The 26,681-nt window shown below is 62.6% G+C and carries 21 protein-coding genes; 6 read left to right on the top strand and 15 right to left on the bottom strand.

Features of this window, described 5'->3' with window-relative positions; all coding sequences use genetic code 11:
- Nucleotides 1-62: 62 nt before the first annotated feature.
- Genes ASD03_RS08185 through ASD03_RS08160 form a run of 6 tightly spaced genes read right to left on the bottom strand, consistent with a single transcriptional unit; the run spans nucleotide 63 to nucleotide 7,756 of the window.
- On the bottom strand, nucleotides 63-2,171 hold the full coding sequence (locus ASD03_RS08185; RefSeq protein ID WP_244494610.1) for an ADP-ribosylglycohydrolase family protein: 2,109 nt from the start codon (nucleotides 2,169-2,171) through the stop codon (nucleotides 63-65).
- A gap of 17 nt (nucleotides 2,172-2,188) precedes the next feature.
- The gene (locus tag ASD03_RS08180; protein WP_057212708.1) at nucleotides 2,189-3,373 is read right to left on the bottom strand and encodes an ADP-ribosylglycohydrolase family protein; all 1,185 of its coding nucleotides are present in this window, start codon (nucleotides 3,371-3,373) and stop codon (nucleotides 2,189-2,191) included.
- Entirely contained in the window at nucleotides 3,360-4,784 is a 1,425-nt protein-coding gene (locus tag ASD03_RS08175; RefSeq protein ID WP_225906381.1) for an extracellular solute-binding protein, read from the bottom strand. The genes ASD03_RS08180 and ASD03_RS08175 overlap by 14 nt, the downstream gene beginning before the upstream one ends.
- Nucleotides 4,785-4,833: 49 nt before the next feature.
- Entirely contained in the window at nucleotides 4,834-5,730 is an 897-nt protein-coding gene (locus ASD03_RS08170) for a carbohydrate ABC transporter permease (RefSeq protein ID WP_025429690.1), read from the bottom strand.
- A complete protein-coding gene (locus ASD03_RS08165; RefSeq protein ID WP_057212705.1) occupies nucleotides 5,730-6,707 on the bottom strand; it encodes an ABC transporter permease subunit in 978 nt (325 codons plus the stop codon). Before ASD03_RS08165 ends, ASD03_RS08170 begins: the two co-directional genes overlap by 1 nt.
- Before the next feature lie 2 nt (nucleotides 6,708-6,709).
- Entirely contained in the window at nucleotides 6,710-7,756 is a 1,047-nt protein-coding gene (locus tag ASD03_RS08160) for a LacI family DNA-binding transcriptional regulator (protein ID WP_025429688.1), read from the bottom strand.
- Between the two features lie 762 nt (nucleotides 7,757-8,518).
- Here ASD03_RS08160 and ASD03_RS08155 point away from each other — a divergent pair.
- The 4 genes from ASD03_RS08155 to ASD03_RS08140 all read left to right on the top strand — a co-directional run bounded on the left by ASD03_RS08155 (nucleotide 8,519) and on the right by ASD03_RS08140 (nucleotide 12,491).
- The gene (locus tag ASD03_RS08155) at nucleotides 8,519-9,337 is read left to right on the top strand and encodes a hypothetical protein (protein WP_057212703.1); all 819 of its coding nucleotides are present in this window, start codon (nucleotides 8,519-8,521) and stop codon (nucleotides 9,335-9,337) included.
- Nucleotides 9,338-9,387: 50 nt separating this feature from the next.
- A complete protein-coding gene (locus ASD03_RS08150) occupies nucleotides 9,388-10,485 on the top strand; it encodes a carboxynorspermidine decarboxylase (RefSeq protein WP_057212701.1) in 1,098 nt (365 codons plus the stop codon).
- A 143-nt stretch (nucleotides 10,486-10,628) separates the two neighbouring features.
- The gene (locus tag ASD03_RS08145) at nucleotides 10,629-11,870 is read left to right on the top strand and encodes a saccharopine dehydrogenase family protein (RefSeq protein WP_057212699.1); all 1,242 of its coding nucleotides are present in this window, start codon (nucleotides 10,629-10,631) and stop codon (nucleotides 11,868-11,870) included.
- A gap of 342 nt (nucleotides 11,871-12,212) precedes the next feature.
- Nucleotides 12,213-12,491 carry a hypothetical protein gene (locus tag ASD03_RS08140; protein WP_162250496.1) on the top strand — a complete coding sequence of 93 codons (279 nt, stop codon included), beginning with the start codon at nucleotides 12,213-12,215 and terminating at the stop codon, nucleotides 12,489-12,491.
- 132 nt (nucleotides 12,492-12,623) lie between these two features.
- Here the strand turns inward: ASD03_RS08140 and ASD03_RS08135 are convergent, their stop codons facing one another.
- The gene (locus ASD03_RS08135) at nucleotides 12,624-13,532 is read right to left on the bottom strand and encodes a LysR family transcriptional regulator (RefSeq protein WP_057212742.1); all 909 of its coding nucleotides are present in this window, start codon (nucleotides 13,530-13,532) and stop codon (nucleotides 12,624-12,626) included.
- A 171-nt stretch (nucleotides 13,533-13,703) separates the two neighbouring features.
- On the opposite strand from ASD03_RS08135, the gene ASD03_RS08130 reads away from it, so the two are divergent.
- Entirely contained in the window at nucleotides 13,704-15,239 is a 1,536-nt protein-coding gene (locus ASD03_RS08130; RefSeq protein ID WP_051509261.1) for an MFS transporter, read from the top strand.
- A 208-nt stretch (nucleotides 15,240-15,447) separates the two neighbouring features.
- Nucleotides 15,448-16,680, top strand: a complete 1,233-nt coding sequence (gene pepT, locus ASD03_RS08125; protein WP_057212695.1) for a peptidase T — start codon at nucleotides 15,448-15,450, stop codon at nucleotides 16,678-16,680.
- Between the two features lie 134 nt (nucleotides 16,681-16,814).
- Here the strand turns inward: pepT and ASD03_RS08120 are convergent, their stop codons facing one another.
- From ASD03_RS08120 to ASD03_RS08085, 8 genes are all read right to left on the bottom strand, one after another.
- Complete coding sequence (locus ASD03_RS08120; RefSeq protein WP_025429680.1) at nucleotides 16,815-18,437, bottom strand: ABC-F family ATP-binding cassette domain-containing protein; 1,623 nt, start codon at nucleotides 18,435-18,437, stop codon at nucleotides 16,815-16,817.
- 143 nt (nucleotides 18,438-18,580) lie between these two features.
- Complete coding sequence (locus ASD03_RS08115; protein ID WP_038577992.1) at nucleotides 18,581-20,605, bottom strand: beta-N-acetylhexosaminidase; 2,025 nt, start codon at nucleotides 20,603-20,605, stop codon at nucleotides 18,581-18,583.
- Nucleotides 20,606-20,622: 17 nt separating this feature from the next.
- Nucleotides 20,623-21,099 carry a GNAT family N-acetyltransferase gene (locus ASD03_RS08110; protein WP_025429678.1) on the bottom strand — a complete coding sequence of 159 codons (477 nt, stop codon included), beginning with the start codon at nucleotides 21,097-21,099 and terminating at the stop codon, nucleotides 20,623-20,625.
- A gap of 22 nt (nucleotides 21,100-21,121) precedes the next feature.
- Nucleotides 21,122-22,051 (bottom strand): ABC transporter ATP-binding protein, encoded by a 930-nt coding sequence (locus ASD03_RS08105; protein WP_025429677.1) that lies wholly within the window; start codon nucleotides 22,049-22,051, stop codon nucleotides 21,122-21,124.
- 5 nt (nucleotides 22,052-22,056) lie between these two features.
- Nucleotides 22,057-22,872: an ABC transporter ATP-binding protein gene (locus ASD03_RS08100; RefSeq protein WP_025429676.1), complete on the bottom strand. Its 816-nt coding sequence runs from the start codon at nucleotides 22,870-22,872 to the stop codon at nucleotides 22,057-22,059.
- Nucleotides 22,869-23,771, bottom strand: a complete 903-nt coding sequence (locus tag ASD03_RS08095; RefSeq protein WP_057212692.1) for an ABC transporter permease — start codon at nucleotides 23,769-23,771, stop codon at nucleotides 22,869-22,871. The genes ASD03_RS08100 and ASD03_RS08095 overlap by 4 nt, the downstream gene beginning before the upstream one ends.
- Entirely contained in the window at nucleotides 23,768-24,751 is a 984-nt protein-coding gene (locus ASD03_RS08090; protein ID WP_025429674.1) for an ABC transporter permease, read from the bottom strand. The genes ASD03_RS08095 and ASD03_RS08090 overlap by 4 nt, the downstream gene beginning before the upstream one ends.
- Nucleotides 24,752-24,771: 20 nt before the next feature.
- Complete coding sequence (locus ASD03_RS08085) at nucleotides 24,772-26,400, bottom strand: ABC transporter substrate-binding protein (protein ID WP_244494183.1); 1,629 nt, start codon at nucleotides 26,398-26,400, stop codon at nucleotides 24,772-24,774.
- Nucleotides 26,401-26,681 lie beyond the last annotated feature (281 nt).

Here is a 26,681-nt window from a genome sequence, read left to right as displayed (position 1 = left end):
TGATAGGCCGATGCGGTTCTGGCCCGCCGGCCCGTTGGACCGGCAGGCAGGATCAAACCCGCTCAGGCGGACTCGATAATCTCGAACGTTCCGACGCTCATGCGACCGAGCGCGCCGAGGCGAAGGCCGGCCATGCCATAGGCAAACTGGTCATCGCTCGCCTCGATCAACGGCTTGCCGTCGATGGCAAAGGACAGCGCATCGCCCTTTACCGAAAACGCGAAACCGTAGCTCTTGCCGAGCTCACGCTTGAACGGGGCGCGCGCGAGAACGGTGGTGCCGAAATCCTCCTTGAGGATGACGACGTCGTCGCCGTCGAAGCCTGCGGCATAGAACCGGCTGGTGCCCTGCACGCGGGCCGTCACCAGTTGCGACGGCCCGGTAAGCGGCTTGATATCCGCCAGGACCTCGACGTCGCGGGCGTAGTAATGGCCCGTCCACATATCGGCATCGCTGGCCGTATGGGCGTGAATGCGGCCGTCCTGCAGCGTCCAGTGACCACGGTTCCAGGTAAAGCGCGAGATCGCACCCCACTCCTGCACTTCGGTCTTGGGGTCGATGACAGTCTTGCCAGCACCCTCGATCTTGAAATCGGCGAGGAACAGGCGGCCGAGGAATTTCAGACGGCCGAAATACTCGACCTGGATGCCGACCTCGTCGATCGCTTCGGCACCTTCCGGCACGGTGAATGCGTAGTCCTGCCAGCCTTCGTGGTTGGGAACGTGCCACGCACCGGTCTCTTCGATCGCGCCTGACATCGCGCGGCGGATATAGGGCGCGACGCGCAGGTTGCCGTCACCGTTCCACGGATCGAGCCATAGCTTGAACGACACCTTCTGGCCGGCATCGACCAGCGGCGAGAACATCGGACGATAACGCTCGTCGTCGAAATCGGAGCGGCGATAGAACGGCTTCCAGAAGATCCGACCGCCCTGGCCGCGCTCAAGCCGGTCGAGCTGGATTTCGAGCGAGCCGCGCGAGCCTTCAGCCTGTCTTTCAACCGAGCCCTTGAGGCTGATCTGGTTGAAACCCTCGGTGCGGAAACCATGGGTCGAGCCCGGCAGGTCGAAATCGAAGCGGACGCCGCGGCGGGTAAAATCCGCAAGCCAAAGGGCCGGCACATCGTCTTCGCGCAGTTGCAGCGCCAGCACGGTCAGTTCCCGGGCAAAGGAGGGAATATCGACGATGTTGATCGAGCCGACGACGCCGGAGGCGACGATGAAGTCGTTGATTGGCTTGCGGTACTTGTCCCAACCCGGCTGCAGCCCTTGGAACGTGCCTACGATGGCACCGGCATTGCCGGCGTTGCAGTCGGTATCCCAGCCGGCCATGGTCGCGATCTCGGCGGTGCGCGGCAGATCGCCTTCACCGTAGAGGATCGCCATGACGGTGACACCGGCGTTCGGGATGATGTGGCAGACGCCGGGATAGCGATCATAACCCCATTCGGCTGTCAGCATGTCACGGCAGGCGCGCCAGTTGCCGGGGTTGGCTTTGTGAAAGTCGATGACGGCCTGCACTACCTGGGCATAGGTCGAATTCGCGTCGATGGTTGCCATGGCAGCGTCGATCACCTCGGCGATCGACGTCGCCTCGAATGCCTTGGCGATTGCGGCGGCGCAGAAGCGCGCGCCATTCAGGCCGTCGCCGTCATGGGCGACGCTTGCCGCACGGGCAGAAGCGTCGGCCGCCTTCTGCGGCTCGCCCGGATGCACCCATCCCCAGCTGTCGATGAAGATCTGGCCGCCGATCTGTTCGGCAACGGTTGCGCTGTTCTGGGCGATCGATCCTGACTGCGGCGCGGGGATGCCGGCGCGCAGGTTGCGGTAGGCGGTGTGTTCGGTCGAGACGCCGAAACCGCCCCACCAGTACATGCCATGCTCTTCGGCGGCATAGTTCACCCAGGTCTTGCCGACATCGGCGGCACTGGCCTTGAGGCCATAGTCGCGCAGAGCACGGATGAAGTAGACCGGGCCGTTGGTGTCATCGTCGGCGGCAAAATTCTTGAAATCGCGCAGGTACTGGGTGACTTCGCCATAGGTCTTCTGGACGCGCTCATAGCTCCAGATCGTCGGTTCGACCGGTGCGCCAAGGCGAACGCCAATGGCCTTGCCGATGAAACCGGCATAGATCTTCTCGTAAATCGTCTCTTTGCTGAGCTTGGGCATCATGCGTCTTTCGTTATCAATCAGAATGTGAGGGCGGCGCGGAAGCTGGTCCGCCGGTCGGCGGCCGCCTGGTCGGCGGCCTGGATGGTTGTCGCCGTTTCGGTGAACCGATCGGCGGCGGCGGTGAGGTTCAACTTATTGACCTGATCGAGCAGGGCGTGGTCGGCAATGTCGATGACGCCTTCGCCGTGCATCGCGCCAAGAATCGCGCCGGCCATGACGCCGATCGAGTCGGTATCGCGGCCGGAATTGATGCCATCCTCGATCGACCGGCGGAAATCGCCGTCGTTGAACAGGCAGAATCCAAGTGCCAAAGGCAGTTCCTCGATCGAGCCGAGGCGGCTTGGCTGATAGGCGGCAGTCAGCCGCCCTGCCTTGGCGGGCGTGTGGTTGACGTCGTCGCCCATGGGAGAATAGGGCGCGATGGCCGCATGAAACGCGGCAACGACGGTCTGATAGTCCGCACCCTGCGCCTTGAGCTTGCGGGCAACCTCGGCGATGTCAGCAATGGCGTTGCGCGTGCCGTCCTTGGCCAGTGCCAGAACCGCTTCGATCACACCTTCGATATCCGTTCCCGGGATGAAGGCCGCGGCGACTGCAGCGGCAAACGCGCCCGCTGCCTCAAGCCCGAAGCTTTCCTGATGCCCGGAGGCAAACGCGATCGCCTCGTCATAGGCGGCCTTCGGATCGCAGGCATTGACGACGCCGATCGGCGCCACGTACATCGCCGCGCCGCAATTGACCATGTTGCCGATGCCACCTTGCCGCGGATCGCACGAGGTAAGCTGGTGGCGCTGGAATATCCACTTCTCGGGATAGAACAGCCGCTCGATCAGCATCGCTTCTCGCTGCAGTTCCGGCACGTAGCGCGGCACCCAGGCGATCTGCTTGACCATGCCATCGGCCATGTCCCAGGCATCGAGATGCCTGCGGACCTCGCCATAGATATCCATCAGGCAGAGCGTCATCAGCGTGTCGTCGGTGACGATGCCGTTGCCACGCACCCGGCCGTTGCGGGCCGTGGCATCCAGCGACATCTTGTGCCACTCGGTGTTAAGCGACGTCACCCGCCCATACTTGGCCGCGATCTCCGCGGCCGGCAGCTTTTCGACCGGCGCCCCCATGGCGTCGCCGAGCGCGACGCCATGGATGAGCGCGCGGACCCTCCCCTTCAGGGAGAGCCCTTGAACGCTACTTTTCTGCATCTAGAACTGTCCTTGCATACTCGTTGAGACGTTTTCCCCCTGCCGCTTCCCACTCCGCGACATACTGGTCCCACTGATCCATCTTGGCGGCGCCGGAGATGAACTTGTAGACCCAGGACCGATAGACGTTTTCGGTCGCGTCGAGATCGGCCGCGTAGTCCGCCGGCCACACGAAGGTGTTGTCCGGCTTGAAGTCCTTCTGGATCGTCGCCAGCGACTGCTGCGCCGCTTCGGACTGCCAAACGACGGGTGGGGTCCAGTTGGCCGCAACCATGAAACGGGCGTACCAGGTCGCGATCTTGTCGGTGACTTTGTAGCTGTCGCCGTCCTTGGTGTATTCCTGACCCTCGAAGCCGAGGCGATCGAACATCTGGCCTTCGGGGCTCGCCATGAAGTCGAGCAGCTTCATCACTTCGGCCTTGTGCTCGGAGATGGCGGAAATCGCCAGCCCGCGCGATTCCTTGGAGACGTCGACCGCTGCAAGGCCCTGCCCGCCCGGTCCCTTCGGTGGCGCCAGAAGCACCAGTTCGGTACCCGGATGGACCTGGCGCATCTTGCCGCCATAGATGTCGATGACTTCGCCGGAGGAGCCGAAGATCACGCCCGCCCGCCCGGTGTAGAACTTGTCTTCCTTCACGTCGAACTTGGTGGTGATGTATTCGGGATCGTAGAGGCCCTGCTCGCGCAGCGAGGCGTAGAAGGCGATCTTATCCTTCTCTTGGGAGGTGATGCGCGACTGCACCCACTCACCGCCTGCGTTCTTCATCCAGGTTCCGGTGATGCCGAAGGCCTGGTTGAAGATCGAATCGAGCTCGTTGGTGTTGTCGGCCGTGGTCACGCCGTAGCTGTCGGCGACGCCATTGCCGTCGAGATCACCGTCCTTGATGGCCTTGAACAAAGTCACATAGTCTTCGACGGTTTCGGGCGCCTTGAGGCCGGTCTTTTCCAGCCAGTCCTTGCGGATCACCGGCTGGGGTCCGCGCACCGGATAGACGTAGAGCAGGTAGGGATAGTTCTTGAGGCGCTCGACATTGTGCGGCCACAGCGCGTCCTTCAGGTACTTGGTGTCGGCCAACATCGGGCCGAGGTCTTCAAGCACGCCCTGCTCGACCATCTTGGCGTCGCCACCCTGAAAATAGATCAGGTCGGGGATATCGCCAGAAAGCAGCATGACCGACAGCTTGTCGGCATAGCCGGAAGACGGCAGGTCGACGAGTTCGATGTCGAGATCGGTGCCCTGCGCCCGCAACGCTTCCTCAATACGCTGCAGGTGCTTGACGTCGTCTGGGTTGGACGGGGTGAAGTCCTTGGACACAACCCGGATCTTGACCGGTTCGGCCATTGTCGGGGCGGCGGCACCAAGGCTGAGCGCCAGGGCTGTCGATGCCAGCAGGACCATTTTTCTAAGCATTTCGTCTCCTCCGTTTAGATAGGCTTCTTTGTTGTGTCTCGTGTCGTCGTCAGCCCTTGAGCGCGCCGCTCATGGTTCCCTTAGTGAAGAATTTCAGGATCAGCGGGTAGATCGCCAGGATCGGTACGATGGTCAGAAGGATCATCCCGGCCTTGAGCGACCTCAGATCGATCTGGCTCGCGCCGGTATTGTTGCTGGCGTTGTTGGCGCCGACGATCGCAACCTTGTCGCCGTCGATCACGAACTGGCGCAGCACCACCTGCAGCGGCCATTTGCCCTGATCGTTCAGATAGATCATCGCGCGGAAGAACTCGTTCCAGTGAAAGACGAGATAAAACAGCGAGATGGTCGCGAGCGCCGGCTTGGCGAGCGGAAGGACCAGATGCCAGAACACTTGGAAAGGGTTGGCGCCATCGAGTTCGGCGGCTTCCAGCAGCTCCTTCGGGATTTCCTCGAAGAAGCGGATGAGGATGATCAGGTACCAGGCGTTGACCGCCTTGAAGAGGATGACAGACCAGTAGCTGTCGAGAAGGCCGAGGCGCTTGTTGACGAAGTAGTCCGGAATGATGCCGGGCTCGAACACGATGGTGACGAGAACGAAGATGAACAGCGCCTTGCGGCCCGGCAGACCGGGCCTCGAAAGCCCCCAGGCCATCAGCGCGGTACCGACGACGCCGATCACGGTACTGACGGCGGTGATGAAGATCGAGTTGAAGATGCCGCGCTGCACATTGGGGTGCTGCAGGAGAACGCTCCAGACCTCGAAGGAGAAGCCCCTGGGTATGATGGTCAGCCCGCTCATGCCCGGCACCTTTGCCGGCTCGGACAGCGAGACGGCGAGCAGGTTGAGGATCGGCTGGACCGTGACGACGACGAGCAACAGCAGCGTCGAAACGATGATCGCATATTCGATGCGTTCGATCGGGGTCTTGCGTGACAGGGCCATTACCAGACTCCCTTCCCGGTCAGGCGTTTGGAAACGAAGTGGGCAATCACGATCATCATCGTGCCGAGCACGGCCTTGAACAGGCCGGCGGCCGTTGCCAGCGAGTATTCGCCGGTCTGCAAACCGATGCGGTAGACATAGGTGTCGACGATATCGATCTTGCTGCGCACTACGTCGTTGGAGAGGTTGATCACCTGGTTGAGGTCGGCGTTGAGGAACATGCCGGCGTTGAGGATGAACAGCGTCGCGATCGTCGGCACGATGCCCGGCAGGGTGACATGCCTGATCTTCTGCCAGCGGTTGGCGCCGTCGATCTCGGCTGCGTCATAGAGCTGCTGGTCGATGGCGATGATGGCGGCGAGATAGAGCAGGCTGTCCCAACCGGCCGAACGCCAGATTTCCGTGAAGACGAGTACCCAGCGGATAGCGCCGGTATCGGTCATGAACGATCGGGGCGCCATGCCGGCCATGCCCATGAGATTGTTGACGGCACCGTCGGTCGGCGACAGCGCCGCAATGAAGATGCCGGCGATCACCACCCAGGACAGGAAATGCGGCAGGTAGATCGCCGACTGGATGAACTTGCGCAGCGACCCGCCGCGAACCTCGTTCAGTAGCAGCGCGACGATGATCGGCACCGGCAGGAAGAACACCATCTTCATCGCCGAGATGATCAGCGTGTTGGCCAGCACCTGCCAGAACACCGGCGAGGAGAACAGCACTTGGAAATGCTTGATGCCCACCCAGATGTTGGGCGGCACGATCCGGACCTGTTCGAAGGCGATGCGCGCCTCCCAGATCGGCAGGTAATGGAAGACGAGGAAGAACAGGATGCCCGGCGCCATCATGACGTAATAGGGCCACCAGCGCCGCCAGCCGTCGGCGGCGAGCGCAACGCGTCCCGTCCTGCGGCGTGCGCTTGATTTGGGAACGTTCCCAAACTTAGGCGAGATCACCGCCTCGTCACGATTGGTCATTCCTACCCCCTCCCGGAGCTTGCTGCGCGTCTGGGCTGGTCAAGCGACAGATCGGCCAACGAGCCGCGCTCGATCAGCCGGCATGGCATGAACACCCGGCCATGCTCGGGACGGCCGGCGATTTCATCGAACAGGCAGTCGACGGCGCGCACGCCGATCTCACGCCCGGGCTTGGCAACCGTCGTCAGTCCCGGCCAGGAAAAAGCGCCTGCGGGAATGCCGTCGAAACCGAGGATCGAGACATCCTCCGGGCAGCGAAGCCCGGCTTCGCGGACTGCGACCATGGCGCCAAGCGCCATCAGATCGTTGGCGGCGAAGACCGCGAGATGGCCGACCCGGTCGCGTTGCAGCAGCCGCATCATCGCCGTGCGCCCGCCTTCGACGGTATATTCACCGTCTTCCATTGGAAGTGCTGTCGGGTCGATGTCGCGGTCGACGCAATGTTCGTGGAAAGTCCGCAGAAACCGGGCCCGCGCGATACGCGACTTCGGCCCCAGGATCAGCGCCGGCGCATGATGCCCCTTGGAAACCAGATGGTCCATGCCGAGCCGTACCGCCTGGGCGATATCGGAACCGACACTGGAGGTCGCCGGAAAACGCTCGGCACTCGAGCCGATCAGCACGAAGGGCAGTCCGAACCTGTCGAGATCGTCGAAATTGTCGGCCACCGGATTGATAATCGCGCCATCGACGCGTGCCTGCCGCAGGGCCCGGAGGTGGCTGGCTTCGCGGCTGTGATCCCAATCGGAAGAAAACACCAGCAGCGAGGCCCCGTTTTCGACCGCGCGATCCTGCGCACCGCGCGCCACCTCGGCCCAGAACGGGTTGGTAATGTCAGGGATGACGAGACCAAGCAAACCGGTGCGGCCGGACCGCATGCCGACGGCGAGATCGTTGCGCTCATAGCCGACGGCACGGGCCGCATCGAGAACCCGCTCGCGCGCCTCGTCCGTGACATTGGACGCGCCGGAGAGTGCCCGGCCGGCGGTGCTCTTGGACACCCCTGCCTTGCGCGCGACGTCAATGATCGTCGGCCGCCTCCGCTGCATCAAACACGCCCTCCCATGGCATGAACTCGTGGGAACGTTACCACGGAGATTTCGGGTCCGCAAGTCCACCCCTTCGGATGCGGCTTTGCCAGCGGTCGAACACAGAAAAAGAAAAAGGCCACCGTTCAGGACGGCGGCCTCAAATTGAGAGGTGTATAACCTCCAGAGGGAACATCGCTATCGCAGCCGGGAGGATGGCTGCACGTCAAGCGACCCTGATAATGTGACAGCTCGGGCGCCGGTTCTCAATCAATGCAAAACCAGAACGGAAGCCAGAGCGGGATCGCTCTTCCAATAATCGCACGGCGGCCGCGATTTTGTTCCATCTCGTGAGGCTCCCGTCTCACCTTCAGATCCGAGCACGGCCAAACCAGCGTCCACCGTATTTCCGTTCAATTCGGCCGCTGCGCCGCAGTCAGCAACCTTGCTGGGCTGAGACCGGACGGGGGCGGCTGGCACCATTGGGCGGAAGGGCATGGGGAAAGTGCGGCGGTTCCGCACATCCGGCGCATCGCCTTGACATACGCGCCGTCGCAATTACGATAGTGGCATGCTGATCGTGACTTCATATGCCCTTCGAGAACCCGCGCGCCTGAAAACGGGATCGTAACCCGGCCGCGGCTTTTGTCGTACGCGACCGGGGTATGTCACTCCATCCCAGCTATCTCTCTTTTGGCTGAGACGATGAAATCGATCGCCGGCTCGTGCCGCCTTGTGCGGACTTCCTGATAGCGAGCAGGCCCTTAGTTCTCGACAGCGTATATGAAAAACATCCCGCAAATTGACAGCTGGCACTCGGGCCTGTTCACCGAGCTCGAAATCGTCACCGCATTCGGCGAAAGTCGGGCAGCGCTCGGCGAACTTTTCGATTGCGACATGCTGAGGGGCGCGCGACGCCCGGCCGACGCAGGCGATCCGGAGTGCTTCGACCTGTCGGCAACGGCGCGTGTCAGCCTTGCCATCCTCCACGCCCTCTGGCGCGCCGCTGGTCTGCCGCTTTGCGTAGCCGAGCAAGCGCTTTCGAACTGGCCGCAAATCGCGGTCTCGGTCGCACGTATTGTCGACTTCGAGCGCGAAGCTTGGGAGGACAGATGCGCAAGCCGCGAACCGGCATCCGCCGCAGATCCCTTCCAGTTCTTCGGGCCGTTTGCCGAAGAGCCTCTGCCCGTCGGCAGGATCGACGAATATATCGACGTGATCGACGGACGATATCTGCTGTGGCGCAAACCGAAGGACGATCCGCACAGGATCGGGACGGCGATCCACGCCAGCCAGGAACGCCTTCTTCTCGACCCGCAGGATGCGGCCGCTCAAGCCGACTTTCTTGAGGCCGCGGCCTTTCTCCGGCGACCCGCCGAGCACGAGCTGATCTGGTTGGGCTCGACGGGAGACGAAGTGTTCCAACCGACGTCGGCGCCAAGCGGTTCTCACGCTCCCGAGCGCTTGCCCACCTCCATCCTGTTGGGCGACGCTGGCAGGGCGGCGACATTGGCCACGAATTACCGCTCGAAGCGCTCGGTCAATATCTCGCTTGCCGCCCGCGCCATGAAACGACGGGCACTCGGGTTGCACATCAGATAGCCCTAGTCCTTTCACCGACACCGCGAGCTTTTGAAGACACAAGGCACATCATGATCCAGACCCCCTATTACTTGATCGACAAGGCGAAGCTGCTTCGAAACATGGAGAAGATCGCTTACGTGCGCGACAAATCGGGGGCCAAGGCGCTCCTCGCGCTCAAGTGTTTCGCCACCTGGTCGGTCTTCGATCTGATGCGCGAATACATGGATGGCACGACCTCTTCGTCGCTCTATGAGGTGCGGCTCGGGCGCGAGAAATTCGGCGGCGAAACCCATGCCTACAGCGTCGCCTATGGCGACAACGAAATCGAAGAGGTGATCGGCCATGCCGACAAGATCATCTTCAACTCGATCGGCCAGCTGGACCGTTTCGCGGACAAGGCATCCGGCCTCGCCCGCGGCCTGCGCCTCAATCCGGGAATGAGCTCATCCAGTTTCGACCTTGCCGATCCCGCCCGCCCCTTCAGCCGGCTCGGCGAATGGGATGCGGCCAAGGTCGAGGCCGTCATGGACCGCATCAGCGGCTTCATGATCCACAACAACTGCGAGAACAAGGACTTCGGCCTGTTCGACCGGATGCTGTCGGAGATCGAGGAAAAGTTCGGCGCGCTACTTTCCCGCGCCGAGTGGATCAGCCTAGGCGGCGGTATTCACTTCACCGGCGACGACTATCCGGTCGATGCTTTCTGCGAGCGCCTGAAGGCCTTTTCCGGCTGCCATGGCGTCCAGGTCTATCTCGAGCCGGGCGAAGCGTCGATCACCCGGAGCACGACGCTCGAGACCACCGTTCTCGACACGCTCAACAACGGCAAGGATCTGGCCATCGTCGACAGCTCGATCGAGGCGCATATGCTGGACCTCTTGATCTACCGCGAAAGCGCAAAGGTCGAGCCCAATGCTGGCCCACACAGCGTCATGATCTGCGGCAAATCCTGCCTTGCCGGCGATATCTTCGGCGAGTTCCGCTTTCCCGAGCCATTGAAGGTCGGCGACCGCGTCTCGTTCCAGGATGCGGCCGGCTACACCATGGTCAAGAAGAACTGGTTCAACGGCGTCGGCATGCCATCGATCGCCATCCGAGACCTTGACGGCAGCGTCAGGCTTGTCCGCGAATTCACCTTCGCCGACTACGAACAGAGCCTTTCCTAAAGCATCCCGCCTTTAAGTGGAATCACTTAAGGCGGATAAGATGCTTTAGAATCAAAGGGCTATAGCGCCCTTAGCGCGTTCGTCTGAACGCACGGCGCTCTAGGCTCGTCATATCCCCAAGGGAAAAGGAGACATCCCCCGAAATGAAAAAGAACGTTCTCATCATCGGCGCCGGTGGCGTGGCTCAGGTCGTGGCGCACAAATGCGCACAGAACTGCGATGTACTGGGAGACATCCATATCGCATCCAGAACGGTCGAAAAGTGCCGCGCGATCGTCGATTCCGTGCGCGAGAAAAAGAGCCTGAAAACCGAAGTGACGCTCGAGGCGCATGCGCTCGACGCCATGGATGTCGAGGCGACAAAGGCGCTGATCGAAAAGACCAGGGCCGGCATCGTCATCAATGTCGGCTCCGCCTTCGTCAACATGTCGGTGCTGCGTGCCTGCATGGATACCGGTGCTGCCTACATGGACACCGCGATCCATGAAGACCCGAAGAAGATCTGCGAGACGCCGCCGTGGTACGGAAACTACGAATGGAAGCGCGCGCAGGAATGCAAGGAAAGGGCCGTCACCGCCATCCTCGGCGTCGGCTTCGACCCGGGCGTGGTCAACGCCTATGCGCGCCTCGCCAAGGATGAGTATTTCGACAAGGTTACCGCCGTCGATATCGTCGACATCAATGCCGGCAGCCACGGCAAATATTTCGCCACCAACTTCGATCCGGAAATCAACTTCCGCGAATTCACCGGCGTCGTCTATTCCTGGCAGAACGGCCAGTGGCAGACCAATTCGATGTTCGAGGTCGGCAAGGAATACGATCTGCCGGTGGTCGGCAAATGCAAGGCCTACATGACCGGCCATGACGAGGTTCATTCGCTGGCAAAGCATATGGACGGCGCCGACGTCCGCTTCTGGATGGGCTTTGGCGATCACTACATCAACGTCTTTACCGTCCTGAAGAACCTCGGCCTGCTGTCGGAACAGCCGGTAAAGACGGCCGAAGGCCTCGAGGTCGTGCCGTTGAAGGTGGTCAAGGCGGTGCTGCCGGATCCGTCGTCGCTGGCTCCGAACTATCAGGGCAAGACCTGCATTGGCGATTTCGTCAAGGGCCTCAAGGACGGGCAGGAACGCGAAGTCTTCATCTACAACGTCGCCGACCACAAGGACGCTTTCGAAGAAGTCGGATCGCAGGGCATCTCCTACACCGCCGGCGTACCGCCGGTCGCCGCCGCCATGCTGATCGCCTCGGGCGAGTGGGACGTGAAGCAGATGGTCAACGTTGAAGAACTGCCGCCGCGCCCGTTCCTCGACATCCTCAACCGGATCGGACTTCCGACCCGCATCAAGGATGCGGACGGCGACCGCGCATTGACGTTCTCCTGAAACAATAAGTCGAACCATCTCCGGTCGGTCGTCATTTAGGGCGGCCGGCTGGCATATGGACGAAGCCCAGTCATCGCCAGGTGATTGGGCTTCCAACGTTTCTACAGATTTCTCGGCGCGGCACGTCGATGAATCGACCCGGCGAGCGAAACGCTTCGTTAACGCGATTCACTTAGCTGCCCGTACCCCGGCGTCTCGCCGGCCAACCACGTATGAGTTCCAACTGACATGCCCCCATTGACTGCCCCGGTTCACAGTTTTCATCAAAAGATTGCATCGTTTTGCGAGCTCCGGCTTGCCCGCGCCCTTCCCAAGCACGACTACGACAACCTCCGTCACTACATGCTTGATTTCGTTAACCGGCGGGCAATGCCGCCTCAGACCGGCAACAAGCTCGACTGGAAGGAAATCGGCCTCGCCTGCGATCTCGACGACGACAGCCTGCGGATCACCAAGCGCCTGGCCAAGCACGGCTTCGAGGCCATCATTCGCTGGCTGAAGGGGCCGAGCGCCAGCAAGCCCGACAGAAAGGCGCCGGCCGCCCAGGGCTGGGTCAAGGCGCCTGCGGCACCGGCGCGCAGGATCGGCTTGGAGCAACGGCGTTTCGCCACCACGCGGTAATTTCCGCCCATGGCGTCCCCGAAATCGCTTTTGATTCAGGCCGGTACGCTGCAGACTTCAGCGCTGTGGCTTTTTGAACCGTTACATAACGGCAGCGGGCAGGGCCTCCACGATCAGTCTCGCCCGCCGCACTCAGCATGCCGAAAGCTCGATCTTCGGCCAGGTCTTTTGGACCGATGGGTCGGTCTCGATCGCTACCGAATGCCGCTCGCGGAAGGCGGCAGCAAGGGTTTGCAGGGCCTTGCGGGATCGCGCGTCGGTCAGGGTCGAATGCAGAACGATCTCCGAGGACGGAAGCGGCGGCAGGCCAAACTGTTTGCTGACTTCGATCGTGTCGGAGGGCGCAAGGCGACAGGAGAATGGGCCGACGGCGAGCCCCGCCGAGACTGCAGCGTTGACAGCGGTCGACACGCCGACGAACACCTCCACCCAGGGAACGCCGGCCGCGTCGAGCGCGCGCGTGGCGATGTCGCGCACGCCGCAGAGCGGCGCCAGCGCTGCCAGTCGCAGCGGCTCACCCGGCCCGCGCTTGAAGCCGGGTGAGGCGAACCAGCCGAAATGTTCCGGCCCAAGCGTCTCGCCATCGCGCCGGTCTTCGTCACGCCGGATGATGACGGCATCGAGCTCTCCGCGGTCGAACGCGCCAAGCAGGTTTCGCGATGTCTCGAGCCTGACCTCGATGCACAGGCCGGGGTCATGGGCATAGAGCCGCGCCAGCAATGTCGGCACTTCCGGGCCGGCGACGTGGGCAGCAATGCCGAGGCCGAAGCGGCGACGTGTCGACGACAGCCCTGCCAGCGCGCGCTCATGGGCGGCGAGGAATTCGCGCGCGCCCTCGATGAAGACAGCGCCCTGCGCCGAAAGGCGAACCTGCCTCGGCGTGCGCTCGAGCAGCCTGACGCCGAGCCGATCTTCGAGCCGTTTCAGCTTGACGCTGATTGCCCCTTGCGTGCTGCCGAGGAACTCCGCAGCGCGGGTAAAGCTTTGAAAATCGGCAATCGCGACAAAGGCCTGAACCGCGTCCACATCCAGAGTCGTCATCGCAACCATCCGATTTTGTTATCTCTGAAATACTTAACCATCCAATTCAGTTGTGATCAAGGCCAGACTATGGTGCCCCGGTCCCCAAGCGATTTCAATTCGGGCGGAGCGCGTGGAAAGGCCGGAACCGGTTTTCCGCGATGCCCGCCAAAGCATCGAAAGACCGTGAGCATGAACCAACCCATAACCCGCCGCAGTGCGCTGGCACTGGCAGCCGTCTGCCTCTCCTCGCTGATGTTCGGCCTGGAGATTTCCAGTATTCCAGCAATCCTGCCGACGCTGGAGCAGGTGCTCGGCGCAGATTTCAAACAGCTGCAATGGATCATGAACGCCTACACCATCGCCGTCACGGCGGTTCTGATGGGAGCAGGCACATTGGCCGATCGCTACGGCCGCAAGCGCATCTTCGTCGCCGGCATCATCGCCTTCGGCATCGCCTCGCTGATCTGCGGGCTGACCGACAACATATCAGTATTGATCGTCGCCCGCTTCCTCCAGGGTATGGCCGGCGGCGTGATGCTCATCTGCCAGATCGCCGTCCTATCGCAGCAGTTCCAGTCCGGCCGCCAGCGCGGGATCGCGTTTAGCTGGTGGGGCATCATCTTCGGGATCGGCCTCGGTTTTGGTCCGATCGTCGGCGGCGCGACGGTCGCGCTCTTGAGCTGGGAATGGGTGTTTCTCGTCCACGTCCTGCTTTCAGGCGTGACGGTGGCGCTTGCGCTCGCAGGCGTCAAGGAATCGCGCGATCCTGGCGCCGAGAGCCTCGACGTCGCCGGCATCGTGACGTTGTCGGCCGCGGTCTTCTGCATCGCCTATTTCATTACCCAAGGCCCCGAACTCGGTTTTGCCAGCCCGACCGCACTGTCAATCCTCGGCATTGCCATCGTCAGCCTGATCGGCTTCGTGATTGCCGAAAAAGTCAGCGCCCGGCCGATGTTCGACTTTTCGGTGTTCCGCATCCGCAGCTTCTCAGGTGCGCTGTTCGGTTCGGTGGGCATGAACATCAGCTTCTGGCCGTTCATGATCTATCTGCCGATCTGGTTCCAGGCGGGCCTCGGCTATGACGGCGTCACCGCCAGCATCGCCCTGCTCGCCTACACGCTGCCCCCGCTTATCGTCCCGCCTTTTGCCGAACGGCTGATGCTTCGCTTTCGTCCAGGGATCGTCATCCCGGCCGGCCTGTTCACGATCGGTCTCGGCTTCCTCATGATGAAGATCGGCAGCAGCGTTGAGAATGCCAGCTGGCTAACGATGCTGCCGGGGTGCGTGCTGGCCGGCATTGGCCTCGGCTTCACCAATACCACGGTGACCAACGCCGCGACCGGCGCGGTCGCCGCGGAGCGCGCCGGCATGGCCTCGGGCATCGACACCAGCGCGCGGATGATCTCGCTGGCGATCAACATCGCGCTGATGGGGCTGATCCTGGTCGAAGGCGTGCTGTCTTCGCTGCAAAGCTCGCTTTTCGGGCGAGTGACCGACACCGAGCTGCGTACGCTCGCCGAGAAGATCTCGGCCGGCGGCATGCTGACTTCGGACTATGGCCTGTCGGAGACGGTCATCCATACGGCGCTCGGCGAGGGTTTCGGCTGGGTCATGCTCTATGGCGCCATCGGTGTCTGGCTGTCGGCCGCCGCAAGCCTGCTCGTCTTCGGTCTCCGCGCCAAGACGGAAGCGGTGCTTGCGTGTTCGACGGCGAAATCGTCGTAACACACGTAGCCGACTAGTCACCGAGGGCAAGGCAGCGCATCGGGCCAGATAGACTGGCCTGATGGACCATGGATGGCGGTCCGCGCCGTAATCCGACCTCTGCCTCGCCGACAAAACGCGTCGGCGCGGCGAAAAGTCCATTCACGGGCACGCCGGCGACGGTTATATCGTGACCATCGTTGACGCAGATATATTGGACACGTTGCTTATGACCGACACTGTTATCGATCGCTTCCTTCGTTACGTCGTTATCGACACTCAATCGGATGCCAAGTCGAAGACCACGCCCACCACCGAGAAACAGAAGACGCTCGGCCGACTGCTGGTCGAAGAGCTGCTGGCAATGGGCGTATCGGACGCGCATCTCGACGAACACGGCTATGTCTACGCAACAATTCCCTCAAACGTCGACAAGCCGGTTCCGGTCATCTGCTTCTGTTCTCATATGGACACGGCACCGGATTTCACCGGTACCAACGTCAAGCCGCAGATCGTTAGGAATTACCAGGGCGGCGACATCCGGCTAACGGGCGACCCGCAGCAGGTCATTCGCGTCAGCGAGCATCCTGTGCTGCTCGACCAGATCGGCAATGACATCATCACCACCGATGGCACGACGCTCCTGGGTGCCGACGACAAGGCCGGCGTTGCCGAAATCATGTCGGCAGCACAGTTCCTGATGGACAATCCCGACGTCAGGCACGGCACCATCCGCATCCTGTTCACCCCCGACGAAGAAGTCGGCCGCGGTGCCGACAAGGTCGACCTGAAGAAGCTCGGCGCCCAGTTCGGCTATACCATCGACGGCGAAACCGCCGGCCATATCGAAGACGAGACCTTCTCCGCCGACGGTGTCGAGATCGCCATTTCAGGCGTTGCCATCCATCCGGGCTTTGCCAAGGGCAAGATGGAGAATGCCATCAAGATCGCCGGCGCCATCATCGATCGCCTGCCAAAGGACATCGCCCCTGAAAGCACGGAAGGCCGCGAAGGCTTCATTCACCCGACCGGCGTCACCGGCACGATGGAAAAGGCCAGCCTCAGCCTGATCGTCCGCGAATTCGAGGACGAGGGCCTGGCGACCAAGGAAGCCATGCTCGAAGGCATCGTCAAGGACGTGATCGCCGCCTATCCGGGGTCATCCTACACCTTCGAGGTCAAGCAGCAGTACCGCAACATGAAGGCCATTCTCGCCCGCAACCCCGAGATCGCCGACAATGCGCTCGAAGCGGTGCGACGTGCGGGCATGACGCCGGTGCGCGGCAGCATTCGCGGCGGTACCGACGGCTCGCGCCTGTCGTTCATGGGCCTGCCCTGCCCCAACATCTTCGCCGGCGGCCATGCCTTCCACTCGCCGCTGGAATGGGTGAGCCGCCAGGACATGGAACGGGCGGTCAAGACATTGGTCGAGCTGGCAAAGGTCTGGGAAGAGCGCGCCTGAGGCTGGTCATCCGAGCGAGCGCAGCTTTTTTCGAGATAGGATCGTCGGAAGCAGAAAGAGCCGAAGCACGCGCAACGTGCTTCGGCTCTTGTCGTTTCGGAGATTCGTCACGGCGACGCCGCGACACAGCGAAGTCAGCTGCGCAGACCCGGCGCTTCCTGGCCGGTGCGGGCGACATATTCGGTGTAACCGCCGCCATATTGATGCACGCCGTCCGGCGTCAGCTCCAAAACGCGGTTTGACAGCGCCGCCAGGAAATGGCGGTCGTGCGAGACGAACAGCATCGTGCCCTCGTACTGCGCCAACGCCTTGATCAGCATTTCCTTGGTGTCGAGATCGAGGTGGTTGGTGGGCTCGTCGAGCACCAGCAGGTTCGGCGGATCGAACAGCATCATCGCCATCACCAGCCGCGCCTTCTCGCCGCCCGAAAGCACCCGGCATCTCTTCTCGACGTCGTCGCCTGAAAAGCCGAAGCAACCGGCCAGCGCCCTGAGCGGACCTTGCCCTGCCTGCGGGAATGCATCTTCCAGCGACTGGAAGACCGTGCGCTCGCCATCGAGCAGATCCATCGCGTGCTGGGCGAAATAGCCCAACTTGACGCTGGCGCCGAGCGCCACACTGCCCTCGTCCGGATCGGTCGAGCCTGTCACCAGCTTCAAAAGCGTGGACTTGCCGGCCCCGTTGATGCCCATGATGCACCAGCGCTCGCGACGACGCACCATGAAGTCCAGACCCTCATAGATGCAGCGCTCGCCATATTTCTTGTGCACGTTCTTGAGGTTGACCACGTCTTCGCCTGAGCGCGGCGCCGGCCGGAACTCGAACGTCACGGTCTGACGGCGCTTGGGCGGTTCGACCCGGTCGATCTTTTCGAGCTTCTTGACCCGGCTCTGCACCTGGGCTGCATGCGAGGCGCGCGCCTTGAAGCGCTCGATAAACTTGATCTCCTTGGCGAGCATCGCCTGCTGACGCTCGAACTGCGCCAGCTGGTGCTTTTCGTTCTGCGCCCGCTGCTGCTCGTAGAAGGCATAGTCGCCGGAATAGCTGTTGAGCGAGCCGCCATCGATCTCGATCACCTTGGTGATGATCCGGTTCATGAACTCGCGATCGTGCGAGGTCATCAGCAGCGCGCCTTCGTAGCCCTTGAGGAAGGCCTCAAGCCAGATCAGGCTTTCCAGATCCAGGTGGTTGCTCGGTTCGTCGAGCAGCATCACGTCAGGGCGCATGAGCAGAATGCGGGCGAGCGCGACGCGCATCTTCCAACCGCCAGAAAGCGCGCCGACGTCGCCGTCCATCATCTCCTGGGAGAAGCTGAGGCCCGCCAGCACTTCGCGTGCACGGCCTTCCAGCGCGTAGCCGTCGAGTTCTTCATAGCGTGCCTGCACCTCGCCGTAGCGCTCGATGATCGCATCCATCTCGTCGAGACGGTCGGGGTCGACCATGGCGGCTTCAAGCGCGTGCAGCTCGGCGGCAACCGTGCTCACCGGCCCGGCACCGTTCATCACCTCGGCAACAGCGCTGCCCCCCGACATCTCACCGACATCCTGGTTGAAGTAGCCGATCGTCACGCCCTTATCGACGGCGACCTGGCCTTCGTCCGGCATCTCTTCTCCGGTGATCATCCGGAAGAGCGACGTCTTGCCCGCACCATTGGGGCCGACGAGGCCGACCTTCTCGCCCTTGTTGAGGGCTGCGGATGCCTCGATGAAGAGGATCCGGTGGCTGAGCTGCTTGCTGATATTCTCGATACGAATCATATTTTAGGGGCCCGAAACGTTGCGGCGCCCTTATGTCACGGGTGACAGTCGCGCCGCAAACGTTGATTCGCGACGTCTGCCCACCCAAAAACGCACGGGAAACGGGGCATCAAACGGCTTTGACACCCCGTTCAGCCACAGGATTACTGGTCGGAGTAAAAGCCGTAGAGAACCGGCATCAGCCCGACCAGCGCCTCGAAGCGTTTGAAATTCTTGCGCTCCGGGCGGGTCCAGCCGGTTTCGGCCAGCGCCGACAGCCGCGGGAACACCAGGCGGTCGAACACACCGCGGTCGGTCATCGGCTCTGACCAGATGCAGCATTGCAGCCCGCGCAGATGTTTCTTCTGGGCGTCGGTCCAGCCTTCGATCGGGTCGAACAGGTAGAGTTTTTCCGGGTCCGACCAGCCGGCCCAGCTGCCGCCGGGCTCTGACCAGGCCGGGCTGTTGGCCATGTCGAGATAGTAGACCTGTCCCGGGCAAACGACGATGTCGTAGCCTTCGCCGGCAAGCTCGGCATTGGCTTCGACCGTTCGCCAGCCGAAGAGCAGCGACTTCTGCTTGTCGATGACGTTGCCATGGGCCGCCTCCTGCCAGCCGCCGGTAACGCAGCCACGGCTTGCGAGGAACCCCTGGACGCGCGCCAGGAACTCCGCCTGCAGCACGGCGGCACCCGATCCGTCGATCTCGTCGGCCCCGTGGGTGTTGGTGACGACATTGAGCCGCTTGGCGTGGGTCGTCGCCACCTCTTCGCCAGCCACCGCCCGCAACCGCTCAAGTGCCTCTGGCGAGCCCGACCAGGCGCCGAGCGGCACCTCATCGGCACCGACATGGATGATCTTCGACGGGAAGAGTTCGATCAGTTCGTCGAAGACGACTTCGAGCACACGATAGGTTTCTTCGCGCGCCGGGTTGAGGCAATTGTCCGGGAAGCCCTGCACGGAATAATAGCTGCCGGCTTCGTTGGGATCGCGCAGCTCCGGAATGGCCTGCAGCATCGCGAAGGAGTGTCCGGGCACGTCGATCTCCGGCATCACCTCGATCCCCAAGGTTTCCGCCAATGCAACGATCTCGCGAACGGCTGCCTTGGTGTAGTAACCGCCCGTCACCTGCGGGCCGGAGCCGAGCAACGGCGGGATCTTGCGGCCATGGCCGCGCCAGGCACCGACCTCGGTCAGCGCCGGATAGGCGTCGATCTCGATCCGCCAGGCCTCGTCGTCCGAGAGGTGCCAGTGGAAGCGGTTGAGCTTGTTCCAGGCCATCAGCCGCAGGAACCGCGAGACCTCGGCGGTGCTGTAGAACTGGCGGGCAACGTCGAGATGCGTGCCGCGCCAGCCGAGCGCCGGCTCGTCCCGAATCTCGCCGCCTGCCGGAAACAGGAATGTGCCGGGATGAAGCTTAGCACCCCGCAGGATCTGCCCGAGCGTGATCAGGCCATAGAGGAGACCGGTGCGCGTGCCGCCGGTCACAGCGACGCCAGCTAGCGAGAAGCGGATGACATAGGCTTCCTCCGCAAGGTCGCCCGAAAGCGATAGCGCGGCCGGAAGGCCGCCTTCCGCTACCGGCCGAACAAGTCCTTCGACCGGAAACAGGCTCCCCGTCAGCTCGGCAAATGCGCGTGCTGCGGCTTCGGCTTCTGCCCCTTCCGGCGCAAGGTCGAGCCCTGATGGCGGCGTCAGGCGGCCGGAGACGGATACGTCCTGCGGCCAGGGCACGACCGAAACGGCAACCGGTGCTACCTTTGGCACGGGATAGATGACCGCGCCACGTTTCAGCTCGGCGTTGTCGCCGTGGGCGCGCGACGGCACGACCGAGATCGGCGCGGTGCTGCCGTCGGCAAGGACGAGATAGGCGGAGTTGGCTCCGTCGGTCCAGTGCTGCGGCTCGAAGCTCATACCGTGCGCCTTCACGATCCACACGCTTCCCGGCTGAAGCACCAGGTCAGCCGGCGGCGCGAACTCGGAATAGTTGGAAAGCCGGCTCAACAACTCTCCGCCTTCGACGGCGGCGGCAGGGTCGATGCGTGCAGGTCCCGAAACGCAAAGTCGAAAATCCCGAAGCGGGCGATCGGAGGCGTTCGTCAGTGTCAGCGAATAAACCGCTGGGGTGTCCGTCTTTGCCGGCGTCCAGAGCGTTTCCAGACGGAATACCGGTTTCGTAGCGATCGTCATCATCATCTCCAGAAGGGTTAGTCGTCGATCTTGAGCATGCCTGCATAAATGCCGGGCGCGGAATTCGGGATTGGCATGGCGCCGACGGTCCGCTCGTAAAACGCCGACGGACCAACATCGCCGATGATGGCATAGGCGTAGCCCATCGTCTTCAAATCGAGCAAAGAAGCAAGCAGCAACGCGTGGCCTATTCCTTCGCCGCGTGCTGCTTCATCGACGCCGGTCGGGCCGAAGAACCCGCGCGCGATCGCCTCGTGACAGGCAAAGCCGATGAGCTTTCCATCACGCGTGGCGAGAAGGCAGGTTGGCGGCTGGCGGGTGAGCGCGACGGCGGTCTCGCCGGCCCAGCCCGATCCGAATTTTTCCCGGACCCACGCGATCACCAGCTCGAACTCGGGTGCCAGGGCACGCCTGATCGTCACCCCTGCCGCATCCATCCGCTGGTCGAGGTCGGGCTTTGGGCGAAGCAGAGACAGATTGACGAGATAATCCATGAGCAAACCTGTGATGTTGGAATTAGGCGACGCCGAGTGCGCGCACGAAGTGGTTGGGACCGACCTGTTCGACCACGCTCGAGACCGGCCGGCTGATGCGGCGAACCTCTTCGGCGTGACCGAGAAAGCGGGCGCTGGCGCCGGGCACGAACGGGCGATCCGGGTCGGGCACGGCGGAGAGCAGCAGCTGCGTATAGGGGTGGCGCGCATCACCGATCACGGCTTCCGTCGCGCCCCACTCGACCATCTGGCCCGCAAACATGACGACGACGTCTTCGGCAATATGCGCGGCGGTGGCGATATCGTGGGTGATGTAGAGCATGGCGAGATCGCGATCGCGCTTGATGCCGGCCAAGAGTTCGAGGATGTCGAGGCGGATCGAGACGTCGAGCATCGATGTCGGCTCGTCGGCAACCAGAACGTCGGGCCGAACCGCAAGCGCCCGGGCGATGTTGACGCGCTGGCGCTGTCCGCCGGAAAGCGCGTGCGGAAACTTGTGTGCGGTCAAGCCGGGATCGAGGCCGACATCGCTCAAGAGCGTGTCGACCGCTTCGCGCAATTGCGCCCTGCCCCTGGCATGCCCGTGAAGGGCGAGCGGTCTTGCCAGATGATGATAGACCGTGAACACCGGGTTGAGTGAGGCGAATGGGTCCTGAAACACCATCTGCACCGCGCGGCGATAGGCCTTCTCTGCAGCCGCACTACCGGTGGCGGTGATATCGCGGCCACGAAATTGCATCGACCCCGCCGTCGGGGCGTCCATGCGCGCAATGATGCGGGCGCATGTCGTCTTGCCGCAGCCGGATTCGCCAACCAGCGCCAGCGCCCGCCCCGGTCTCAACGCCAGCGAGATACCGCGCAGCGCCTCGACGTGACCAAAGCTGCGGGTGATCGCATCGAGCTGGACGATGGCGTCCGTCGGCACGGGCGCAAGAGGGGAAGCAACGGGCATGACGTTCATTCTACGGCCCCCACTCTCTTGACGGAAGCAGGCAGCTGCGGAATGGCGCCCCAGAGCTTGCGGGTATAGTCGTGAGCCGGCGCACGGCTGATCTGACGGACGTCGCCGACCTCGACCAGTTCGCCTTTCAGCATCACACCGATGCGATGGCAGAGCTGCGCCATCAGATGCAGGTCGTGGGTGATGAACAGGACAGAGAAGCCATGGGTGCTCTGAAGATCAACGACCTGCTCCAGGATTTCGCGCTGCACCACCACATCGAGCGCCGTCGTCGGCTCGTCCATGATGATCAACTGGGGCCGGAGCGCAAGGCAGATGGCAATGACGATGCGCTGTCGCATGCCGCCGCTGAACTGGTGCGGATAGTCATCGAGCCGGCTGGCCGGGATGCCGACCAGGCGAAACATCTCCTCGGCCCGCGCCCGTGATTGTGCCCGGGTCGCGCCGGTGTGCCGGTGCAGCACGTCATGGAACTGCGCCTCGACCCGCATCAGCGGGTTGAGCGAGTTCATCGCGCTTTGGAACACCATGCCGATGCGCCGCCAGCGTACGTCCTGCAAGGCCGTCTCCGGCATCTGCAGCAGGTTGCGGCCCTCGAGCAGGATTTCGCCGCCGGCCACCCAGGCCGGCGGTTTCGACAGGCGGGTGATCGCGTAGGCAATCGTGCTCTTGCCGCAACCGGACTCACCGGCAAGTCCGAACAGCTCACCGCGGTTGATGTCGAAGGAAACGTTCCTGACCGCACGAAAGGCGCCGTCGTCGAGCAGGTAATCGACATCGAGATTGCGGACCTGCAGCAGCGGCTCGCTCATCGTCCCACCTCCGGCGCGCGGTTACGCCGCCTGTTGAGCCGCAGCCAACGGCTGAGCGCAGGGCCGGAACGAAGCTGCGGATTGGCAATCTCGTCGAAAGTGAAATTGAGAAGCGCGAGGCCGAGCCCGACCAGCGCGATCCCGGCCGCCGGCGCACCGATATCCCACCAGGCGCCGATGATGATCGCCGACGAGTTCTGGGCGTTGTAGAGCATCGTGCCCCAGGTGACGCGCAGCGGATCGCCGAAGCCGAGATATTCGAGCGTCGTCTGGGCGACGATGGCGTAGATGATGCTGCCGACGACGTTGATGCCGATCAACGGCACGAGGTTGGGCAGGATCTCGACAAAGATCACCCGCCAGTGCGGCTCGCCGACCATGCGGGCGGCAACGACGAATTCGCGGTTGCGCAGCGCCAAAGTCTGCGAGCGGGTCATGCGGGCGCCCCAAGGCCAGGAGGTGAGCGCGATGATCGCCATGATCGCCAGCGGCCCGACCGTGCCGGCGAAGGACGCGAGCAGGATCAGCAGCGGTATGTTGGGAATGACCAGCACGGCGTTGGTCGCGAGATCGAGCGTGGCATCGGTGCGCCCGCCGAAATAGCCGGCCACCAGCCCGACGATCGTGCCGAGTGCTGTGATCGCAAGGCCGGTCGCAAAACCGACGGCGAGCGACGGACGTGCACCCCAGACGAATTGGGAATAGACGTCGCGCCCCATCTTGGTGGTGCCGAAGACATGCTCGACCGTTGGCGGCTGATGCGAGCGCCCGACCCGTTCGCCGGGATCGCCGGGGGCGATCAGCGGCGCCAGAAGCGCCATCAGGCAAAGCGCGACGATGATGGCGAGACCGGCAACGGCCTTCTTCTGCCGCCATAACAATGTAAGACCCGAGGTCATGCGCGCCCCTCCCGGATACGCGGGTCGACGACGCCGTAGAGAATGTCGACAAGCAGGTTTGCCCCGAGCGTGGCCATCGTCATCAACAGCAGCTGCCCCTGGATGACGGGATAGTCGCGCGCGACGCTGGCGGTATAGAGCGTGAGGCCGAGGCCGGGATAATTGAAGACGATTTCGGTCACGATCGATCCGCCGAACACGGCGCCGAGCATCAGCGCGAGGTTGGTCAGCACCGGCAGCATGGCATTGCGGGCGGCATAGCCGAACATGACAGCGGATTCGGACAGCCCCTTGGCGCGACCCATGGTGACATAATCCTCGCCGAGCACGGAGATCATGCTGGAGCGCATGGTCGTCTGGAACTCGCCGATCAGGTAGGGAGAGAGCGTCAGCACCGGCATGATCGCATGCAGAAAGACACTGCCGAAGTAAGTGAAATTGAACCCCGGATCGAGGCTCGGATCGTAGGCATAGCCGACCGGCAGCAGGCGAAGGGTGACGCCGAAGATGAACAGCGTCGCCAGCGCGATGATCACGGGCGGCACAGCGATCATCACCACCGAGAACGGCGAGACGAAGCTGTCGAACCGGCCGCCGCGACGCCAGGCTGCCAAGGCTCCAAGCGAGACCCCGATCGACAGCGAAAAGACGATTGCGGTTACCACCAGGAACGCCGTCCAGCCGGCCGACCGCCCGAGAACCTCGAGCACCGTTTGCGGGTAGTACTTCACCGATACGCCGAGATCGAAATGCGCCAGCCCGACTATGTAGTCGACGAACTGTTGCCACATCGGCTGTTCGATGGCGCCGAACCGCGCCTTGATCGCCTCGATCGCCGCGGGCGTTGCCCGCGGTCCGAGCTGGGCGATCATGCTGTCGACGGGGCTACCCGGCATCAACCGGGGAACCGCAAAGTTCATCACGATCGCAAACAGGAACGCGACGCAGTAGACGGCAAGCCGTCGGCGAGGAAGTCGCATCAGTCAGCCCTTCCCTGAGCCTATTCGGCCGGCTTCAGCCGCAACAGATGCATCAACCGCATGCGGTTGTTGTCGTGATCCTCGGGGTTCATCGCGGGCTCTTCCTTCGAGACCCATCCGGTGAAGCGCTTGGTCGAGAACTGGTACCAGGTCGGACCGTTGAAGACGGGAACGACGGGCAGATTGTCGGCAACGATCAGCTGCACCTGGTCGAACAGCTTCTTGCGGTCCTCGTCCGTCGTCGCCCGGCGATATGCGTCAAACACCTTGTCGAGTTCCGGATTGGAGTAGCGCGAAGGCGCGCTGGTGATCCGTCCGCCGAAGGCGGTCGACAGCGATTGGAAATAGCCGCGGAAGGGGGTCGGCCCGTCGGCGCGCGAATTCATCACGGCCTCGAATGAGCCGTCGAGGATCTGCTTCTGCCATTGCTCGTATTCGGGCGTGGCCACCGAAGCATTGATCCCGATCTTGCGCAGGCCTTCGGTGGCGATCTGGACCGCATCGATCCAGTCGGTCCAGCCGTTGGGGACGATGATCGGGAAGGTGATGGGTTTGCCGCTCGGCGTCGTGCGGAACCCTTCGCCGTCCTTCTTGTAGCCGGCATCGTCGAGCAGCTTGTTGGCCCTGTCGATGTCGTAGGCGAGCCATTCGTCCTGGGCGCCCTCGGCCGCCTTGTTGCGCCAGCTATCAAAGCGAGGCGGCAGGCCGCTCGCATGCGCATTGACGACGGGATAGCCGAAGCCGGCAATGTCGACCATGGAAACGCGATCCATCGCCAGGCTGAAGGCGCGGCGGAAGGTCATGTCGTTGAAGGCTTCGGCGTTGCCGGCATTGGCCGACTTGAGGTTCATCTGGAAGGAAACCGTTTCGGCCGGTGGCTGCCAATAGGCATTGTGCTCCGGGTCGAGGCCGACATAGGTCTTGTCGATCTGCGGCAGGAACGAGCCGAACCAGTCAAGGCCCCCCTCGGGCAGAAGCGCCAGCATCTGGTCATTGCCGGCAATCTGCGGCAGTTTCAGGCAATCGACCTTCAGGGTCGCTGCGTCCCAGTAGTTGGGATTGCGGCATTGCTCGTAGACCTGCGGCGTGAAGCGGCGGATCTCGGTCATCGGGCCGGAACCGACAGGCTTCTCGTTCTTGAAGGCGAGCGGATCGGCAACATCCTTCCAGATATGCTCGGGCACGACAGGAAAGTCGGCGAGCGATTCCGGGAAATGTGTATCGACGCCCTTGAGGTTGATCTTAACCTCCGTGGGCGACACCGCCTCGACCGAAGCGACACTCTCGCCGACGCCGACGATGTCGACCGCCGGGTTCTTGAGCATCAGTTCGAGGGTGAATTTCATGTCGGCCGATGTCAGCGGCTTGCCATCCGACCACTTGACGCCATCGCGCAGCGTATAGGTGATCGACTTCAGATCGTCGGCAAACTTGTAGCCGGTTGCCAGCCGCCAGACCGGCTTGCCGCTGTCATAGTCGTTGAAGATCACGAGCGGCTCATAGACGAAGTCCATGGTGCTTTGGCGCCGCCCGCCCAGGTCGAACGGGTTGAAGTTCTGCACCCAGCTCGTCTGCTCTTCGATATGCATGGTCAGAACGGACTCGGCCTGCGCCTGGCCCGCTGCAAGCATGGCGAATGACGCGGCCATGACCCCGCCGAACACCCTTGCCGAAACTCTGCTGATGATGTTTCCGGTCCCCGTTACAATTGGTCTGGACCGCATTTCCTCGACTGCCGGCATGACGAACTCCCCTCCAGGTTTCGATGACGCATTTAATAAGTCAAGTAATTTGACTTAATGATATGTCCAGGATTGAACGCGTGTCAATCTGCGTCTTTTCGCTACGACTAAGGATGAAGAAGCGGTCGAGGACAGGCATCATTGCTGAGGCTTCGATCGCCGGCGGCGCGGATGCCAATGGCTGGAAG

Source organism: Ensifer sp. Root127, from assembly GCF_001425225.1.
Lineage (GTDB): Bacteria > Pseudomonadota > Alphaproteobacteria > Rhizobiales > Rhizobiaceae > Ensifer > Ensifer canadensis.
This window is presented reverse-complemented; position numbering and strand designations above follow the sequence as displayed.

Coding starts and splice junctions, on each gene's coding strand:
- ASD03_RS08185 (WP_244494610.1), bottom strand. CDS start 2,171: ATGATGCCCAAGCTCAGCAAAGAGACGATTTACGAGAAGATCTATGCC.
- ASD03_RS08180 (WP_057212708.1), bottom strand. CDS start 3,373: ATGCAGAAAAGTAGCGTTCAAGGGCTCTCCCTGAAGGGGAGGGTCCGC.
- ASD03_RS08175 (WP_225906381.1), bottom strand. CDS start 4,784: ATGCTTAGAAAAATGGTCCTGCTGGCATCGACAGCCCTGGCGCTCAGC.
- ASD03_RS08170 (WP_025429690.1), bottom strand. CDS start 5,730: ATGGCCCTGTCACGCAAGACCCCGATCGAACGCATCGAATATGCGATC.
- ASD03_RS08165 (WP_057212705.1), bottom strand. CDS start 6,707: ATGACCAATCGTGACGAGGCGGTGATCTCGCCTAAGTTTGGGAACGTT.
- ASD03_RS08160 (WP_025429688.1), bottom strand. CDS start 7,756: ATGCAGCGGAGGCGGCCGACGATCATTGACGTCGCGCGCAAGGCAGGG.
- ASD03_RS08155 (WP_057212703.1), top strand. CDS start 8,519: ATGAAAAACATCCCGCAAATTGACAGCTGGCACTCGGGCCTGTTCACC.
- ASD03_RS08150 (WP_057212701.1), top strand. CDS start 9,388: ATGATCCAGACCCCCTATTACTTGATCGACAAGGCGAAGCTGCTTCGA.
- ASD03_RS08145 (WP_057212699.1), top strand. CDS start 10,629: ATGAAAAAGAACGTTCTCATCATCGGCGCCGGTGGCGTGGCTCAGGTC.
- ASD03_RS08140 (WP_162250496.1), top strand. CDS start 12,213: ATGCTTGATTTCGTTAACCGGCGGGCAATGCCGCCTCAGACCGGCAAC.
- ASD03_RS08135 (WP_057212742.1), bottom strand. CDS start 13,532: ATGACGACTCTGGATGTGGACGCGGTTCAGGCCTTTGTCGCGATTGCC.
- ASD03_RS08130 (WP_051509261.1), top strand. CDS start 13,704: ATGAACCAACCCATAACCCGCCGCAGTGCGCTGGCACTGGCAGCCGTC.
- pepT (WP_057212695.1), top strand. CDS start 15,448: ATGACCGACACTGTTATCGATCGCTTCCTTCGTTACGTCGTTATCGAC.
- ASD03_RS08120 (WP_025429680.1), bottom strand. CDS start 18,437: ATGATTCGTATCGAGAATATCAGCAAGCAGCTCAGCCACCGGATCCTC.
- ASD03_RS08115 (WP_038577992.1), bottom strand. CDS start 20,605: ATGACGATCGCTACGAAACCGGTATTCCGTCTGGAAACGCTCTGGACG.
- ASD03_RS08110 (WP_025429678.1), bottom strand. CDS start 21,099: ATGGATTATCTCGTCAATCTGTCTCTGCTTCGCCCAAAGCCCGACCTC.
- ASD03_RS08105 (WP_025429677.1), bottom strand. CDS start 22,051: ATGCCCGTTGCTTCCCCTCTTGCGCCCGTGCCGACGGACGCCATCGTC.
- ASD03_RS08100 (WP_025429676.1), bottom strand. CDS start 22,872: ATGAGCGAGCCGCTGCTGCAGGTCCGCAATCTCGATGTCGATTACCTG.
- ASD03_RS08095 (WP_057212692.1), bottom strand. CDS start 23,771: ATGACCTCGGGTCTTACATTGTTATGGCGGCAGAAGAAGGCCGTTGCC.
- ASD03_RS08090 (WP_025429674.1), bottom strand. CDS start 24,751: ATGCGACTTCCTCGCCGACGGCTTGCCGTCTACTGCGTCGCGTTCCTG.
- ASD03_RS08085 (WP_244494183.1), bottom strand. CDS start 26,400: ATGGCCGCGTCATTCGCCATGCTTGCAGCGGGCCAGGCGCAGGCCGAG.